The organism is Mesorhizobium subarcticum, assembly GCF_055456085.1.
On sequence record NZ_JBVBEG010000002.1, the window covers coordinates 735,710 to 749,310 of the forward strand.

The 13,601-nt window shown below is 60.1% G+C and carries 12 protein-coding genes and 2 pseudogenes; 11 read left to right on the forward strand and 3 right to left on the reverse strand.

Annotation, left to right across the window (positions count from 1 at the left end; all coding sequences use genetic code 11):
* Nucleotides 1-422 precede the first annotated feature (422 nt).
* From ACZYHG_RS35490 to ACZYHG_RS35530, 9 genes and pseudogenes are all read left to right on the forward strand, one after another.
* Nucleotides 423-2,030 (forward strand): ABC transporter substrate-binding protein, encoded by a 1,608-nt coding sequence (locus ACZYHG_RS35490; protein WP_464615370.1) that lies wholly within the window; start codon nt 423-425, stop codon nt 2,028-2,030.
* Nucleotides 2,030-2,971 (forward strand): ABC transporter permease, encoded by a 942-nt coding sequence (locus ACZYHG_RS35495; RefSeq protein WP_464615030.1) that lies wholly within the window; start codon nt 2,030-2,032, stop codon nt 2,969-2,971. The genes ACZYHG_RS35490 and ACZYHG_RS35495 overlap by 1 nt, the downstream gene beginning before the upstream one ends.
* 2 nt (nt 2,972-2,973) lie before the next feature.
* On the forward strand, nt 2,974-3,855 hold the full coding sequence (locus ACZYHG_RS35500; RefSeq protein ID WP_464614964.1) for an ABC transporter permease: 882 nt from the start codon (nt 2,974-2,976) through the stop codon (nt 3,853-3,855).
* A gap of 1 nt (nt 3,856) precedes the next feature.
* Nucleotides 3,857-4,864 (forward strand): ABC transporter ATP-binding protein, encoded by a 1,008-nt coding sequence (locus tag ACZYHG_RS35505; RefSeq protein ID WP_464614965.1) that lies wholly within the window; start codon nt 3,857-3,859, stop codon nt 4,862-4,864.
* The gene (locus ACZYHG_RS35510; protein ID WP_464615031.1) at nt 4,861-5,904 is read left to right on the forward strand and encodes an ABC transporter ATP-binding protein; all 1,044 of its coding nucleotides are present in this window, start codon (nt 4,861-4,863) and stop codon (nt 5,902-5,904) included. The genes ACZYHG_RS35505 and ACZYHG_RS35510 overlap by 4 nt, the downstream gene beginning before the upstream one ends.
* Nucleotides 5,905-6,214: 310 nt before the next feature.
* A complete protein-coding gene (locus tag ACZYHG_RS35515; RefSeq protein ID WP_464615032.1) occupies nt 6,215-7,450 on the forward strand; it encodes a serine hydrolase domain-containing protein in 1,236 nt (411 codons plus the stop codon).
* 99 nt (nt 7,451-7,549) lie between these two features.
* Nucleotides 7,550-8,923, forward strand: coding sequence for a CapA family protein (locus ACZYHG_RS35520; RefSeq protein ID WP_464615033.1), 1,374 nt, complete (start codon nt 7,550-7,552; stop codon nt 8,921-8,923).
* 186 nt (nt 8,924-9,109) lie between these two features.
* Entirely contained in the window at nt 9,110-9,607 is a 498-nt protein-coding gene (locus ACZYHG_RS35525; RefSeq protein ID WP_464615034.1) for an Lrp/AsnC family transcriptional regulator, read from the forward strand.
* A 78-nt stretch (nt 9,608-9,685) separates the two neighbouring features.
* Nucleotides 9,686-9,844, forward strand: a pseudogene (locus tag ACZYHG_RS35530) (IS5/IS1182 family transposase); the annotation flags it as partial.
* 212 nt (nt 9,845-10,056) lie between these two features.
* Here ACZYHG_RS35530 and ACZYHG_RS35535 read toward each other — a convergent pair.
* A complete protein-coding gene (locus ACZYHG_RS35535; protein WP_464613859.1) occupies nt 10,057-10,218 on the reverse strand; it encodes a hypothetical protein in 162 nt (53 codons plus the stop codon).
* Between ACZYHG_RS35535 and istA the strand changes: the two genes are divergently transcribed.
* On the forward strand, nt 10,217-11,728 hold the full coding sequence (gene istA / locus ACZYHG_RS35540; protein ID WP_464610222.1) for an IS21 family transposase: 1,512 nt from the start codon (nt 10,217-10,219) through the stop codon (nt 11,726-11,728). The two genes, ACZYHG_RS35535 and istA, sit on opposite strands and share 2 nt — an antisense overlap.
* Nucleotides 11,729-11,740: 12 nt before the next feature.
* Nucleotides 11,741-12,496: an IS21-like element helper ATPase IstB gene (gene istB, locus ACZYHG_RS35545; protein WP_464610223.1), complete on the forward strand. Its 756-nt coding sequence runs from the start codon at nt 11,741-11,743 to the stop codon at nt 12,494-12,496.
* A 148-nt stretch (nt 12,497-12,644) separates the two neighbouring features.
* On the opposite strand, the pseudogene ACZYHG_RS35550 reads toward istB, so the two are convergent.
* Nucleotides 12,645-13,028: pseudogene (locus ACZYHG_RS35550) on the reverse strand (IS66 family transposase); the annotation flags it as partial.
* Entirely contained in the window at nt 12,959-13,240 is a 282-nt protein-coding gene (locus tag ACZYHG_RS35555) for a hypothetical protein (protein ID WP_464615375.1), read from the reverse strand. The gene ACZYHG_RS35555 and the pseudogene ACZYHG_RS35550, both read right to left, overlap by 70 nt.
* Between the last annotated feature and the right edge of the window lie 361 nt (nt 13,241-13,601).

The window sequence follows — 13,601 nt, forward strand, 5'->3', positions numbered from 1 at the left end:
CAGATGTCAAAAAAGTGGCCGAACGTGTCAACGCGATCCTGATAGCGCGAGCTAATCTCCACCGATGGAGTTCGCGTGAGAGAGACAGAATGGCACGCTGATCCTGGTGAGATCTGGGGGGCGCGGAGAGATATAGTGCAGCTACTTGATCGGCAGGAATGCCAACTTCTGCCTCTGCGACGCTCTGCACGTTCCGACATTTTCGGTGGATCGTGCTTATTGGGCGCGGAATACCTGCGAATTGTCGGCCCTATTTGCGGAAACGGGACTGACTCCCACGATTAAGCTCGTGCCAGTAGCGAAGGCACAAGGCAGGTACCAAATGGCTGCACTGTGTAACTGACAGCGCCTGGTAGGAAAGCCCGCGGGGTGCATGACGAAGTTGGAATTGGGTTGCACAACAAAATCAAAGGGGAATGAACATGAGGATCTCTCGACGTGACGTCGTCAAGGCAGGCATTGCGGCCGGAATGGCTGTGTCGATCCCGTCCGTTCTGCGGGCGCAGACGGCGCCAACCCCCGCACGGACGGTCCGCATGGTGAAGGGTGACCTCCGCGTCTTCGATCCGATCTGGACGGCGACTAACATTACCGCTGATCATGGCGCGGGGATTTACGACACGCTTTTCTCGCTCGACTCCCAGTTCATGCCGCAGCCGCAAATGGTGGGGAAGTGGGGCGTTTCCGACGACAAGAGGACCTATACGTTCGAGCTGCGGGACGGCTTGGGCTGGCACGACGGCACCCCTGTCACCGCGGCGGACTGCGTCGCCTCGATCCGTCGCTGGGGCCAGGTGCATCCCGGCGGGCAGCTGATCATGGCGCGCGCCAGAGACATCTCGAAAAAGGACGACAAGACCTTCACGATCGCGCTCAAGGAGCCGATGGGGATTCTTATCGATGTCTTGGCGGACCTGACGCCCCCGTGCCTGTTCATCATGCGCGAGAAGGATGCGAATCGCCCCGCAACCGAACAGGTGACCACAAATATCGGGTCGGGGCCGTTCAGGTTCAATGAAGCTCTCGCCAAGCCGGGTGCGAGTTTCACCTACGACCGCAACGACAAATACGTGCCGCGCAAAGAGCCGTCCGATGGATTGGCCGGCGGGAAGATCGTCAACGTCGATCGCGTCATTTGGGACAATATCGCCGATCAGCAGACTGCTCTCTCGGCCTTGCAAGCCGGCGAGATTGATTACCTGCAGGACCCGCCCGCCGATCTTTACCCGGTGATCGAGAGCGATTCCAACCTTGAACTCCAGGTTCTGGACAAGGGGGGGTGGGACATGGTCCTGCGAATGAATTTCCTGCAGCCGCCATTCAACAACGTCAAGGTGCGCCAGGCGGTGCTTCACCTAATCGATCAGGAGGCGATGTTGCGCGCCGCGTTCGGCAACCCAAAATACTTCAACACGGTCACTTCGATCTTTGGAGACGCTACGCCAGTGTCCAACGACGAAAACACAGGATGGTACAAGGAGGGTGGCGACCCCGAAAAGGCTAAGCAGTTCCTCGCGGAGGCGGGATACGCCGGCGAGAAGGTCGTCATTCTCACTGCGACGGACTGGCGCGAGGGCGACAATGCCTCGCAGTTTCTTGCGGCCGAGTTGCGGAAGATTGGAGTCAACGCCGAGCTCGCGTCGATGACCTGGGGTGAGCTTTCCACGCGCCGGGCGAGCAAAGACCCTGTCGGGAACGGGGGCTGGAGCGTGTTCATTACGTCGGAACCCGATTATTCGCTCGGCAATCCGCTCGCCTCACCATTCCTCCTCGCGAATGGCGACAAGGCTTGGTACGGCTGGCCGATGAACGACGAATATGAGGCGCTGCGGGTCAAATGGGCGGATGTCGAATCGCTCGAAGAGCGCAAGGCGCTGGCCCGCAAGATGCAAAGAGTATGGTGGGATTTCGTCGGCGATGTGAGGTTGGGAAAGTACGTCTCGCCGATCGCGCGACGCAAGACGCTCACCGGCCTCATTGGCATGCCTCAAATCGTGCCGATGTGGAACATGCAGAAGGCCTCGGCCTGATGGGTGCCTACATCCTGCGCAGGATGGTTTCGGCCATCGCCGTCATGGCGATGGTCGGAGTTTTCGTGTTCCTGCTTCTCAGGCTTGCGCCCGGCGACCCGGCGGCCATCATCGCCGGTAGGTCGGCCACGGAGGAGATGATCGCCGGCATCCGCGAGCAGTTGGGACTGAACGATCCTATGCCGGTTCAGTTCATGCGTTGGGTGCGGGACATGCTCGGCGGCGATTTTGGCACCTCGATCTTTGCCGGCCGACCGGTTCTCGAGCTGATCTCGCAGCGGCTTGAACCGACCCTTTCCCTCTCGATCCTGACGATGATCGTTTCGGTGACGATTGGGGTCTCCTTCGGCATCCTTGCCGCCTGGCGAGCTGGCGGTCTTGTTGATCGCATCCTGACGGCATTCGCGACGCTTGGTTATTCTGTCCCGGTGTTTGTCGTCGGCTTCTTTCTCATATACCTGTTCGCGATCAGCACACGGTGGCTGCCCGTCCAAGGATACCAGCCTATCGACCATGGCTTGGGGCCGTGGCTTGTGCACCTGATCCTGCCGACAGTGACTTTGAGTGTTCCCTACATTGCTTACATCGCCCGGATCGCGCGGGCGAGCGTGCTCGAGGTTCTGTCGGAAGACTATATGCGAACAGCCGCCGCCAAGGGCGCGTCGTCCTATGCCATGCTTTTCCACCACGCACTGAAGAATGCGGGTGTCCCGATCCTCACCGTCATCGGCTTAAGTTTCGCAGGTCTGATTGGCGGTGTCGTCATCACGGAAACGGTGTTCAACATACCTGGCGTGGGTCGTTTGGTGGTCGATGCAATCAACAACCGCGATTACCCCATCATTCAGAGCGTGCTCATCCTGACTTCAGGTCTGTACGTCCTTATCAATCTCGCGGTCGATCTGGCCTATACGCTGATCGATCCCCGAATCCGGTACTGATTATGACGCTCATCTCCGCACCAGTTGAAGCCGCGCCGATGGCTCGGCTGCGAATATCTGACCTTCCCCGTCTGGCAAGGCGGCATCCGCTCGTCCTTGTAGGCGGCGGCCTGTTGGTGCTGCTGATCATTCTGGCACTCGCTGCCCCGCTTTACGCCGGCGATCCGTTGAACATGGATCCATTCAAACGCCTTCAGCCGCCTTCGGCCGAGATGTGGTTCGGAAGCGATAATCTGGGCCGTGACGTGTTTGCACGAACGATGTTCGGCGCCCGGATCTCACTTTTGGTGGGATTGACGGCGGCGGCGGGCGCGGCTCTGGGCGGGCTGCTTATCGGAGTCATTGCCGGCTATGTCCGCGGGTTCGACAGCATCGCCATGCGGGTCATGGACGGCCTGATGTCCATCCCGACGATTCTGCTGGCTATTGCGCTCATTTCTCTGACCGGCCCCGGCATCGGCATCCTCATCGTCGCCATCGCAATCCCCGAGACGCCAAGCATCGCACGGCTGGTTCGCTCGGTGGTTCTGGGTGTTCGCGAGCGTCCCTACGTGGAGGCCGCGATCTGCGGCGGCGCGCGCCTGCCGAAAGTGCTGTGGCGGCACATCCTGCCGAGCACCATTCCGTCGCTGATGGTCCAGAGCGCCGGCGTCTGCGCAAGCGCGATCCTGACGGAGGCGGGGCTGAGCTTCCTCGGCGTGGGCGTGCCGCCCGAGATTCCGAGCTGGGGCAACATGATTTCAAGCTCTCGGCTGTATCTCGCCATCGCCCCATTGACGGTGTTCGCCCCCGGCATCTGCCTTGCCGTCACGGTCCTTGCCGTCAACCTGCTCGGGGACGGCCTGCGCGACCTTTTCGATCCCCGCGCCAAGCGGAGGCGCTAACATGCAGATGCATCAAGCCGCAGGGAACGACTTGCTTCTCGACGTTCGAGACCTTGAGACACACTTCTTCGGCGAAGACAGCGTCACCCGCGCGCTGGGCGGCATCAGCTTCCAGGTCAAAAAAGGCGAGACGCTCGGCGTCGTCGGCGAATCGGGATGCGGGAAGAGCGTCACTGCCCTCTCGATCCTTCGCCTGCTGCCAAAGCTGAGCGCCAGGACCGTGGGCGGCGAGGTCCGTTTTCACGGACGCGACCTGCTTGAGTTGTCCGATCGGGAGATGCGAAAGATCCGCGGCGACCAGATCGCCATGATCTTCCAGGAGCCGATGACCAGCCTGAACCCGGTCTATACGGTCGGCCGCCAGATCGCCGAGGCGGTGCAGATCCACACGAAAGCCTCCCGCTCGGTGGCCATGGCAAAGGCCGAAGAGATGCTCCGTCTCGTGCGCATCGCGGATCCCGAGCGTCGCGTCAACAACTATCCCCACGAAATGTCAGGCGGGATGCGCCAGCGCGCCATGATCGCCATGGCTCTTGCCTGCTCACCGGAACTGTTGATCGCCGATGAGCCGACCACCGCGCTTGACGTCACCATCCAGGCGCAGATCCTGCGGCTCATCGTCGATCTGAAAGAGCGCACGGGAACGGCCGTCATGTTCATCACACATGACCTGGGCGTTGTGGCCGAGACATGCCAACGCGTGATTGTTATGTACGCTGGCCGGATCGTCGAGCAGGCGAACGTGATCGATCTGTTTGCGCGTCCCGCGCATCCCTACACCCAGGGCCTCATGCGATCGGTGCCGGATCGGCGGCGCGGCCGACAGCGCCGCCTTCCGGAAATTCCCGGCATCGTGCCAAGCCTGCGCGAGCCCATCGTCGGCTGCAGCTTTGCGCCGCGCTGCCCGTTCGCGATCGATATTTGCCGCGACAAGACGCCCGCCCTGCGAGATGTGGGGTCGGGCCACGCCGCGGCCTGCTGGCGCGCCGAAGAGGTGATGGGCGCATGAGCGGTCCTCTGCTGAAAGTCGAGAATCTGACCAAGCATTATCCGCTCGGTGCAGGATTCCTGAAGAAGACCATTCCGGTGATCCGGGCGGTGGAGGATGTATCCTTTTCCGTCGAGGCGGGGGAGACGCTCTGCATCGTCGGCGAATCCGGTTGCGGCAAGTCCACCGTCGCACGGCTTCTGATGCGACTTGTGGATCCGACGAGCGGGCGCGTGCTGATCGACGGGACCGATATTGCGGGTCTCAAGAAGGACGCGCTTCACGCGTGGCGCCGTCGGATGCAGATGGTCTTCCAGGATCCTTACTCGTCGCTGAACCCGCGGCTCACGGCCGGGCAGATCATTACGGAGCCTGTCGAGAACTTTGAGCGTCTCAGCCGGAAGCAGCGCCAGGCACTTGCCGCGGACCTTCTCCGAAAGGTCGGAATGTCGCCGGAGATGATGCACAGGCTCCCATCCGAATTGTCGGGCGGTCAGCGCCAGCGGCTCGGCATTGCACGCGCCCTGTCGCTCAACCCCTCTCTCATCATCGCCGACGAAGCGGTGTCAGCCCTTGACGTCTCCGTGCAGGCGCAGATCTTGAATCTGCTTCTGGATCTCCAGCAGCAGATGGGCATCGCCTTCGTCTTCATCTCGCATGACCTCGGCGTCGTGGAGCACATCGCGCATCGCGTTGCCGTCATGTATCTGGGCCGCATCGTGGAACTCGCCCCGAGCGAGGCGCTTTTCGCCAAGCCGGTCCATCCCTACACCGAAGCGCTGATCGCCGCAGCACCGGTACCGGATCCGACGCGGGCTCGGCTGGAGGCGCCCGTGGAAGGCGAGGTGCCAAGCCCCATCAATCCGCCGAGCGGATGCGCGTTCCACCCACGCTGCCCGCTCGCGGTCGAGCGTTGCCGCATCGACGTGCCGCCTTTGGTGCCGATGGCAGACGGGCGCGTCGTGGCCTGTCATGTGCGCGCTCCGGCCACAGGCATGCCCGCCCAGCTCGCCGTGGTGGCTAACTCAGCTATGCCAATCTCCGCAACTACTGGGAGATAAGATGGAAGGCCAGCTCAGTAGGCTCATTGCCGAGCCATTTCCGCTGGCCGACATGGCTGGCCAGCCGGATAAATGCGGACGGCAACACGGCCGTGACGCAGCCGATTGGATTCGTAAGAGCACGTGTCAACCCTTTCGACCGCTAAGGCGCCTCTCGATCACGGGGCAAGTTGGCGGCGCTGACGGAACGACCTGCTCAGCAGAACCGTGCAATGTGGTTGGTGAGCCCGCCTCCAGAACCGAGAATTGAAGCAATGTTCCGGTGCCGAAGGTTTCGCCCGACCATAACTTGATGAAAGGAAGTCTTTAAATGGGCGTGCTTGAATTCCATGGTCAGCAATACCTTGACGGCCACGCGTCCGATCCACGCGAGTTCGGCTGGATGCGTGGCGCGCCGCCACCCGTCGATAAGCGCATCACATTTGAGAGCGACTGCTTCCGCAGCTTCCCAGAGATTCGCTGGTCGCTGTCGCACATGCGCGAGCTAACCGCCACGGTGAACGTGTGGCGCGGACCCGGCGCGCCCTCGCATTTTGAGCGCCATCTCAGGACTAGCGACATCGAGGCGTTGGTGTTCACGGACTCGAACGGCTGTCGGCGCCGCTTCGATGAGGCGCTATTTGACACTTACGCCGATGGCATCGTGGTGCTGCATCGCGGCCGCATCGTTTATGAACGCTACTTCGGCGCGCTCGAGCCGCATCTGCCACACGCGTGTCACTCAATGACAAAGTCCTACGCGGGCACGCTCGCCGCAGCGTTCGTGCACGAAGGTGTTCTCGACGATAGTAAGTCGATTTCGCACTACCTGCCTGAACTGCGGAGCACGGCCTGGGAAGACGCCACGCTGCGTCAGGTTATGGACATGCAGACCGGACTTGCCCACACTGAAACCTACGCCGACGAAAAGTCGGATATCTGGGCGTATTCGCGCGCCTGTGGTTTTCGGCCGCGATTGGCCGGCTATGACGGACCGCAGACGATGTGCGATTACCTGCAGACCGTATCCAAAGAAGGCAGACACGGCGAAACATTTGATTATTTAACCGTAAACACAGAAGTAATGACCTGGGTAATGTCGCGCGTCACGGGCCATTCGTTCGCGCAGTTGCTACAGGAGCGCCTGTGGGCACCCCTGGGTTGCGAAGACGACGCCTATGTCCTCGTCGACTGCGCCGGCATGCCAATGGCGGGCGCGGGCTTGTGCACGAGCCTGCGCGATTTGGCGCGCTTCGGTGAGCTGATGCGGTGCGAAGGTGTGTGGAATGGCAAGCAACTCATCCCCGCGTCAGTCGTGCAGGACGTGCAAAACGGCGACCATCCCGCAAAGGTCTCCAACGGCTCTTATCGCAGCCAGTGGTGGGTGACACATAACGAGCTGGGTGCCATCGAAGCCCGGGGCATCCACGGCCAGCGCCTTTATATCGCGCCGAAGACGGAAATGGTGGTCGCGCGCTTTGCGTCGCATCCCCTGGCTTCGGCTGAGGTGGGCGACATAATCACCATGCCGCAGATGTTGGCTCTAGGGCGAATGCTGCGCGGGTAGTTCGCGCGAGCACAAGCCTCAGGAATGGCGCAGCCGTGCCTTGCTCTGAAGCTCGGCTGAGCCAAGGACGGTTTTCGTATTCAACCATTTGAGGAAGCTATGTCAGACGACAATAATTCTCATCCGGCCCATTGCGCGGATTGCTACGATAGAATTGGCTCGATCGAAACAAATATTGCGGACGGCTTCACGATGGTCGCGGTGGGCGACCTGATCGTGGCGCGGCCGCTGACGAAGGGTCTGCATGCCGGCTTTGACGACATCGTGACGATCCTTCGTGACGCCGATGTCACGTTCGGCAATATGGAAACCAACATCTTTGACATCCGATCGTTCACCGGAAGTCCGCAGGCAGAGTACGGGGGCGCATATCACGTCAGCCTGCCAGAACTCGGGCCTGATCTGAAGGCGATGGGCTTCAACCTGGTGAGCTACGCCAACAATCATACCTTCGACTGGGGTGTTGAAGGCATGCGCGAGACGTGCCGAGCACTCGATCAGAACGGAATCGTTTACGCAGGGGTTGGCGAAAATCTTGCACAAGCCGGCGCCGCTCGGTTCCTGGAGACCCCACGCGGTCGGGTGGCGCTGGTTTCATTTGCCACGACGTTTACTCCTATGTCTCGCGCGTGCGACCCTGCCGGCGAGGCGCCGGGCAGACCCGGCCTCTCTGCCCTTCGTCTGGAAGAAAGCATAGTAGTCCCTCGGGCGATGCTCGAGAACTTGAGGCAAGTCCGCGATGCGCTGCCCAATTACAGGCCCGGCCGTAACGATCCAAACGGCCTCGCGCTCGCTGGAGCGAGGTACAAGGCGGGCGACCAGGTCGGTTTCAGCTACGAACCCGATGAGAGCGATGTCGCCGACATCCTACGAAACGTTCGCCGGGGCAAGCAGTTTGCTGACTTCTGCATCGTCACCAACCATGGGCATGAGCCAGGGAATTGGAGCCAGCAGTTGCCCGACTACGAACGATCCGTTGCGCACAAAATGATCGATGCTGGGGCCGATGCATATATCGTGCATGGACCGCACCAGCTTAGAGGCATTGAGATCTACAAGGGCAGGCCGATTCTCTACAGCGTTGGGAACTTCATCATGGACGACTTGCGGACGCCCGTAGGCGCCGACATGTTCACCGCTCATGGCAAGGATCCGCGGAGTGACACTGATGCCGAGGTGACAGTCGATGAGATGGCGAGAGGTTATAAGACAGACCCGGGATTCGCGGACCCGGTCTTCTACGAAAGCATTATCGCCGTCAGCCGATTTGAGCACAATCAACTTACCGAATTGCGCCTCTATCCAATTGAACTTGGTCACTCGAAGAGGTTTGCCAACCGGGGCATCCCTCGACTCGCGCTCGGCCAGCAAGCAAACAGAATTCTAGAGCGTCTCCAGGCGCTTTCGAACCCTTTCGGTACCGAAATTGCCGTCGAAAACAATATTGGTGTGATCAGACTTCGGTCCAGCTAGGCTGCGGATGACGCGGATCAATAATCGCGACACACCTTAAATCAGGCAAGTTCTGTCAGGTATAACGAGAAATAATGCAGCGAAAAGAACCTCGCTCCCGAAGAAACCCCTCTTAATAGGGGAGCTATACTTGATGTCAATGCAAAGCTTCCGGCGACCGTTTGCTGGATTGCGCAGGATCGCGGAATGACCGAGTTGGATCGTATAGATGTCTCGCTTCTTGGAGCTGTCCAGAAGAACAACCGGCTTACGTCAGAAGAACTAGCTGAAATCGTGAATCTGTCCCCAACGGCATGCCAACGGCGCTTGAAACGGCTACGCGCTGAAAGGGTGATAGAAGCGGATGTTGCCATTGTCTCACCCAAAGCAGTGGGCCGCCATATCACCATGATCGTCCTGGTATCCCTCGAACGGGAAAGGGCGGACATCGTCGATCGATTCAAAGCGGCAATTCGCAACACGCATGAGGTAATGATTGGCTTCTATGTTACCGGGGATGCGGACTTCATTCTTATCGTAACCGCCAAGGACATGGAGGACTATGAAGAGTTCACGCGTCGCTTCTTTTACGAAAACCATGACATCAAGGGATTCAAGACAATGGTAGTGATGGATCGCGTCAAGGCCAGCTTCGCCGTGCCTCTCGAGGTGAGTCAGCACCTAGCGCAAACACCGGGGAAGTGATTGTCGTCCAAGGCGACAGTTGCCCATTTTCACGCAGGGCCGGGCGATGGAGGACCGGTTGCCCGGTTCGACAAGCAACTCGGCAAGGCCGGCTATCTGGCGATGGGTCGCCAGATCGTGGATGCCACGATCGTGGCGGCGGCGAAGCAGCGCAATAGCGATACTGAAAAGGCCGAAATCAAGACAGGAAAGGTGCCGCACCAGCGGCAAACGAAGCCAGCCAAGCTGCGCCAGAAGGGTATGCGGCGTCTCCGCCCCATTGATTTTCTTGTTGCAGATTTTCTTGTTGCAACGGTCAGGTCGAGTGCGTGCAGATGGTCCTATGAGCACGTTGGGGAATCCCGGACGTGCGTGCTCATTGTGAGGCGCTGATCCGTTGCGCATAGGCCCAGGGCATGAGGGCGTCGATGTCTTTGCGGATTCCGACGTGAAGCCGGCCGCCATTCCGATCAAAGACCGGCCACCATTCCGATTTGAAGCCGGCCACCATTCCAATCAAAAGTCAGCCAGTTTTCGGCACTGAACATTACCTCCTGGGTCAGCAACTTTGGCATCAAATGCCCCGCGATGAACGGGGAGATTTTGATGCCGGCAAAGAGAAGGCTGACCATGAGACAGTTACGACAAATGCTGCGGCTTGCCGGAAGCGGGACCAGCTCCCGCGAGATTGCCGTCGTGTTGGGAATAGCGCGCAGTACGGTGCAGGATAATCTGCAGCGCGCAGCGGCGGTTGGATTGACCTGGCCCTTGCCGGGCGAACTGACCGACGATGCGCTCGAGAACAAACTCTTCACTCGCAACGGCGTCAAACAGGGCACGAGAAGACGCACAGAACCGAACTGGGCCGATCTTGCCGTCGAGCTCAAGAAGCCCGGCGTCACCCTGCTTATCCTGTGGGAGGAGTATCGTGGGTCGCATCCCGAAGGATATGGCTACAGTCGCTTCTGCGAACTCTTTCGCGGTTTCGAGCAGCGGCTTTCGCCGACGATGCGTCAGGAGCATGCGGCCGGCGACAAGGTCTTCGTCGATTATTCCGGCAAGAAGATCCCGATTGTTGATCGCAAGACCGGTGAGATCCGCGAGGCGGAGATCTTCGTGGCGGTGCTCGGCGCATCCAGCTTCACCTATGCGGAGGCGACTTGGACGCAAACGCTCCCGGACTGGATCGGCTCGCATGTCCGGATGTTTCGTTTCTTCGGAGGCGTTCCCCGGCTGATCGTTCCCGACAATCTGAAGTCGGGCGTCAGCCGCGCCAGTTTCTACGATCCCGAGATCAACCGCAGCTACGGCATGATGGCATCCCACTATGGTGTCGGTGTCCTACCGGCACGGCCGCGGCGACCGAAGGACAAATCCAAAGTCGAGAACGGCGTCCGCTTCGCCCAATCGTGCATTCTGGGGCGGATGCGCAATCAGACCTTCTTCTCGCTGGCAGAAGCCAATGCGGCCATTCGTCAGGCACTTGATCGCATCAACGACCACGTCATGCGCCGGCTGGGCGTCAGTCGCCGGCAACTGTTTGAGAGTGTCGAGCGTGCCGCACTCGCCAGCCTTGCGAGCGAAGACTACGAGTTTGCCGAATGGCGTTTGGCTCGCGTCTCGACGGATTACCACGTCGAGTTCAAGACCTTCTTTTATTCCGTGCCGCACAGCCTCATTCGTCAGCAGGTGGATCTGAGAGCAACGGCGCGCACCATCGAGATCTTCCACCGCGGCAAGCGCGTCGCGGTGCATCAGCGCCGCTATGGAGGTCCTCGCCATGGAACCGATCCGGATCACATGCCCAGTTCCCACCGGCGCTATGCCGAGTGGACCCCGGAGCGCTTTCGGCGTTGGGCCACGTCGATCGGGCCGCAGACCGAAGGTCTGGTCATCGCAATTCTCGCCAGCCGTCCGCACCCCGAACAGGGCTTCCGAACATGCCTGGGCATCCTGCGCCTGTTTCGCGACATCGAGCGCAATCGGGCTGAAGCCGTATCAGCCCGCGCCGTCGAGATCGGTGGCCTGAACTGCAAGAGCATTGCTTCGCTCATCGCCAACCACAAAGCCGCACGCCATTCCACCGAACCAACCGCCATCGTCGATCACGCCAATCTGCGTGGCCCTGATTACTTTCATTGAGGAGACACACCCATGCTGATCAATCCCACCATCGACATGCTGCGAGAGCTCGGCCTTTACGGCATGGCAACCGCTTTCCAGGAACTCGACGCACAGTCCGAAGCGCGCGGCCTCGAGCACGGCGAATGGCTTGCCATGCTGCTCGAACGCGAGGCGACCATGCGCCGCCAGAAACGTTTCGAGGCCCGCGCCAGAGCTGCCAAACTTCGTCATGACGCGCAGATCGAGAATGCCGACTTTCGTGCTGCACGCGGTCTCGACCGCAATCTGTTCATGGCGCTTGCCAGCTGCGACTGGATCAGAAAGCATCACGGTCTTCTTGTCACCGGGCCAGCCGGCGTCGGCAAGAGCTGGCTGGCCTGCGCGCTCGGCCACAAGGCCTGCCGCGAGGATTTCTCCGTCACATACCACCGCGTTCCCCGGCTGTTCGCCACGCTCGCCCTTGCCAGAGGTGACGGGCGATACGGCAGGATCCTCAAATCCCTCGCCAAGACCGATCTGCTTATTCTGGATGATTGGGGACCGGAAAAACTCAACGATGACCAGAGACGTGACCTCCTCGAGATCATCGAAGATCGCTACGAGCGTCGGTCGACAATTGTCACCAGTCAGGCGCCCGTGGATCGCTGGTGGGAGATTATTGCAAACCCAACACTCGCCGACGCCATACTGGATCGCCTCGTTCACAACGCCTATCGCATCGATCTCACCGGTGAAAGCATGCGAAAACAGCGCCCGCCAATCGCACCCGAAAACACCGACGCTTGACCTCAAACAAAACCCGATCCAAACATCAACCAGACCCAGGATCAGTCCGAGAAATGGCCGCCTTCAAATCGGAACGCCGGCCGGAATGAAATCGGAATGACTGGCCGGCTTCAAATCGGAATCGGTGGCCGGCTTCATCGGAATACGCAATGTCTTTGGAGAGGTGGCCATTTGCGAGGCTGATGAATTGATCGCGCGGGTAGGCGTATGGTTCAACGCGGTTCATATTGCATGTGCCGATCAGGCTGACGAAACGGGCCCAATTGCGGCCGCCTTCATCATGTCCGGCAAAGAGAGCGTTGCGGCGGTTCATGGCTGGACTTCTGATCGCGTTTTCGACGAGGTTGGAGCGATGTCGACGCGGCCGTCGTCCAGGAACAGCCGGAAGCCGGCCTGGCGTTTCAGCATATAGGCCATGGCCTCGCCGAGGTCGGACTTGCGCGAGACGCGCGGCCTGAGCTGTCAGCCAGGTGAAGAACTCGTCCACCAGCGGGCGGGACAGGTTCTGGCGGACAGCCCGGCGATGATCGGGTATAGCGCGACAATCTGGGAGAGAAGCGCTCTCACGTTGATTGCCGCGCCGCAATCGGGGTCACAACCTCGGATGATGTCCTCGATCTTGTAGATTTCCACGACGAGGCTCGACAACTTCGCATCGCCCAACAAATCCTTCGCCATCCGCCATGCCAAATCTCCAGCTCCTGCCGAAAACCTTCTGGCAGAAACCTCAATGTTCAGAAACAAGCGAAATCAATGGGTGTGGGCGGCGCATACCCAGAAGGTCCGGGACGCGCTAGACTGTGAAGTTCACCAAGGCCAAGGACGACGGGAGGGAAAGACGAAGCAGACGCGACATCGCGTTCCCGCCTTCGGCTGCAAGAACATGCCTCGATCGATCTCCGGCACCGCTCCCCCTCAATGTCGCGCGCCGAAAGACCGCGTGCCGGAAATTCCACCGCCAGGTCTTCAAGCGCTTCCGTGCGGGCGCTTCGGATGCGCGCGGATCTCGGAGCGAAACGGCTTGTCCCCGGCTCGCAACCCTACGACACCGCTTTTATCATCAACGCCACAAGGTCGCGAATCTGTTCGCCAAGCTCAAGGACTG

Coding starts and splice junctions, on each gene's coding strand:
- ACZYHG_RS35510 (WP_464615031.1), top strand. CDS start 4,861: ATGAGCGGTCCTCTGCTGAAAGTCGAGAATCTGACCAAGCATTATCCG.
- ACZYHG_RS35500 (WP_464614964.1), top strand. CDS start 2,974: ATGACGCTCATCTCCGCACCAGTTGAAGCCGCGCCGATGGCTCGGCTG.
- ACZYHG_RS35495 (WP_464615030.1), top strand. CDS start 2,030: ATGGGTGCCTACATCCTGCGCAGGATGGTTTCGGCCATCGCCGTCATG.
- ACZYHG_RS35515 (WP_464615032.1), top strand. CDS start 6,215: ATGGGCGTGCTTGAATTCCATGGTCAGCAATACCTTGACGGCCACGCG.
- ACZYHG_RS35490 (WP_464615370.1), top strand. CDS start 423: ATGAGGATCTCTCGACGTGACGTCGTCAAGGCAGGCATTGCGGCCGGA.
- ACZYHG_RS35520 (WP_464615033.1), top strand. CDS start 7,550: ATGTCAGACGACAATAATTCTCATCCGGCCCATTGCGCGGATTGCTAC.
- ACZYHG_RS35505 (WP_464614965.1), top strand. CDS start 3,857: ATGCAGATGCATCAAGCCGCAGGGAACGACTTGCTTCTCGACGTTCGA.
- ACZYHG_RS35525 (WP_464615034.1), top strand. CDS start 9,110: ATGACCGAGTTGGATCGTATAGATGTCTCGCTTCTTGGAGCTGTCCAG.
- ACZYHG_RS35535 (WP_464613859.1), bottom strand. CDS start 10,218: ATGGTCAGCCTTCTCTTTGCCGGCATCAAAATCTCCCCGTTCATCGCG.
- istB (WP_464610223.1), top strand. CDS start 11,741: ATGCTGATCAATCCCACCATCGACATGCTGCGAGAGCTCGGCCTTTAC.
- istA (WP_464610222.1), top strand. CDS start 10,217: ATGAGACAGTTACGACAAATGCTGCGGCTTGCCGGAAGCGGGACCAGC.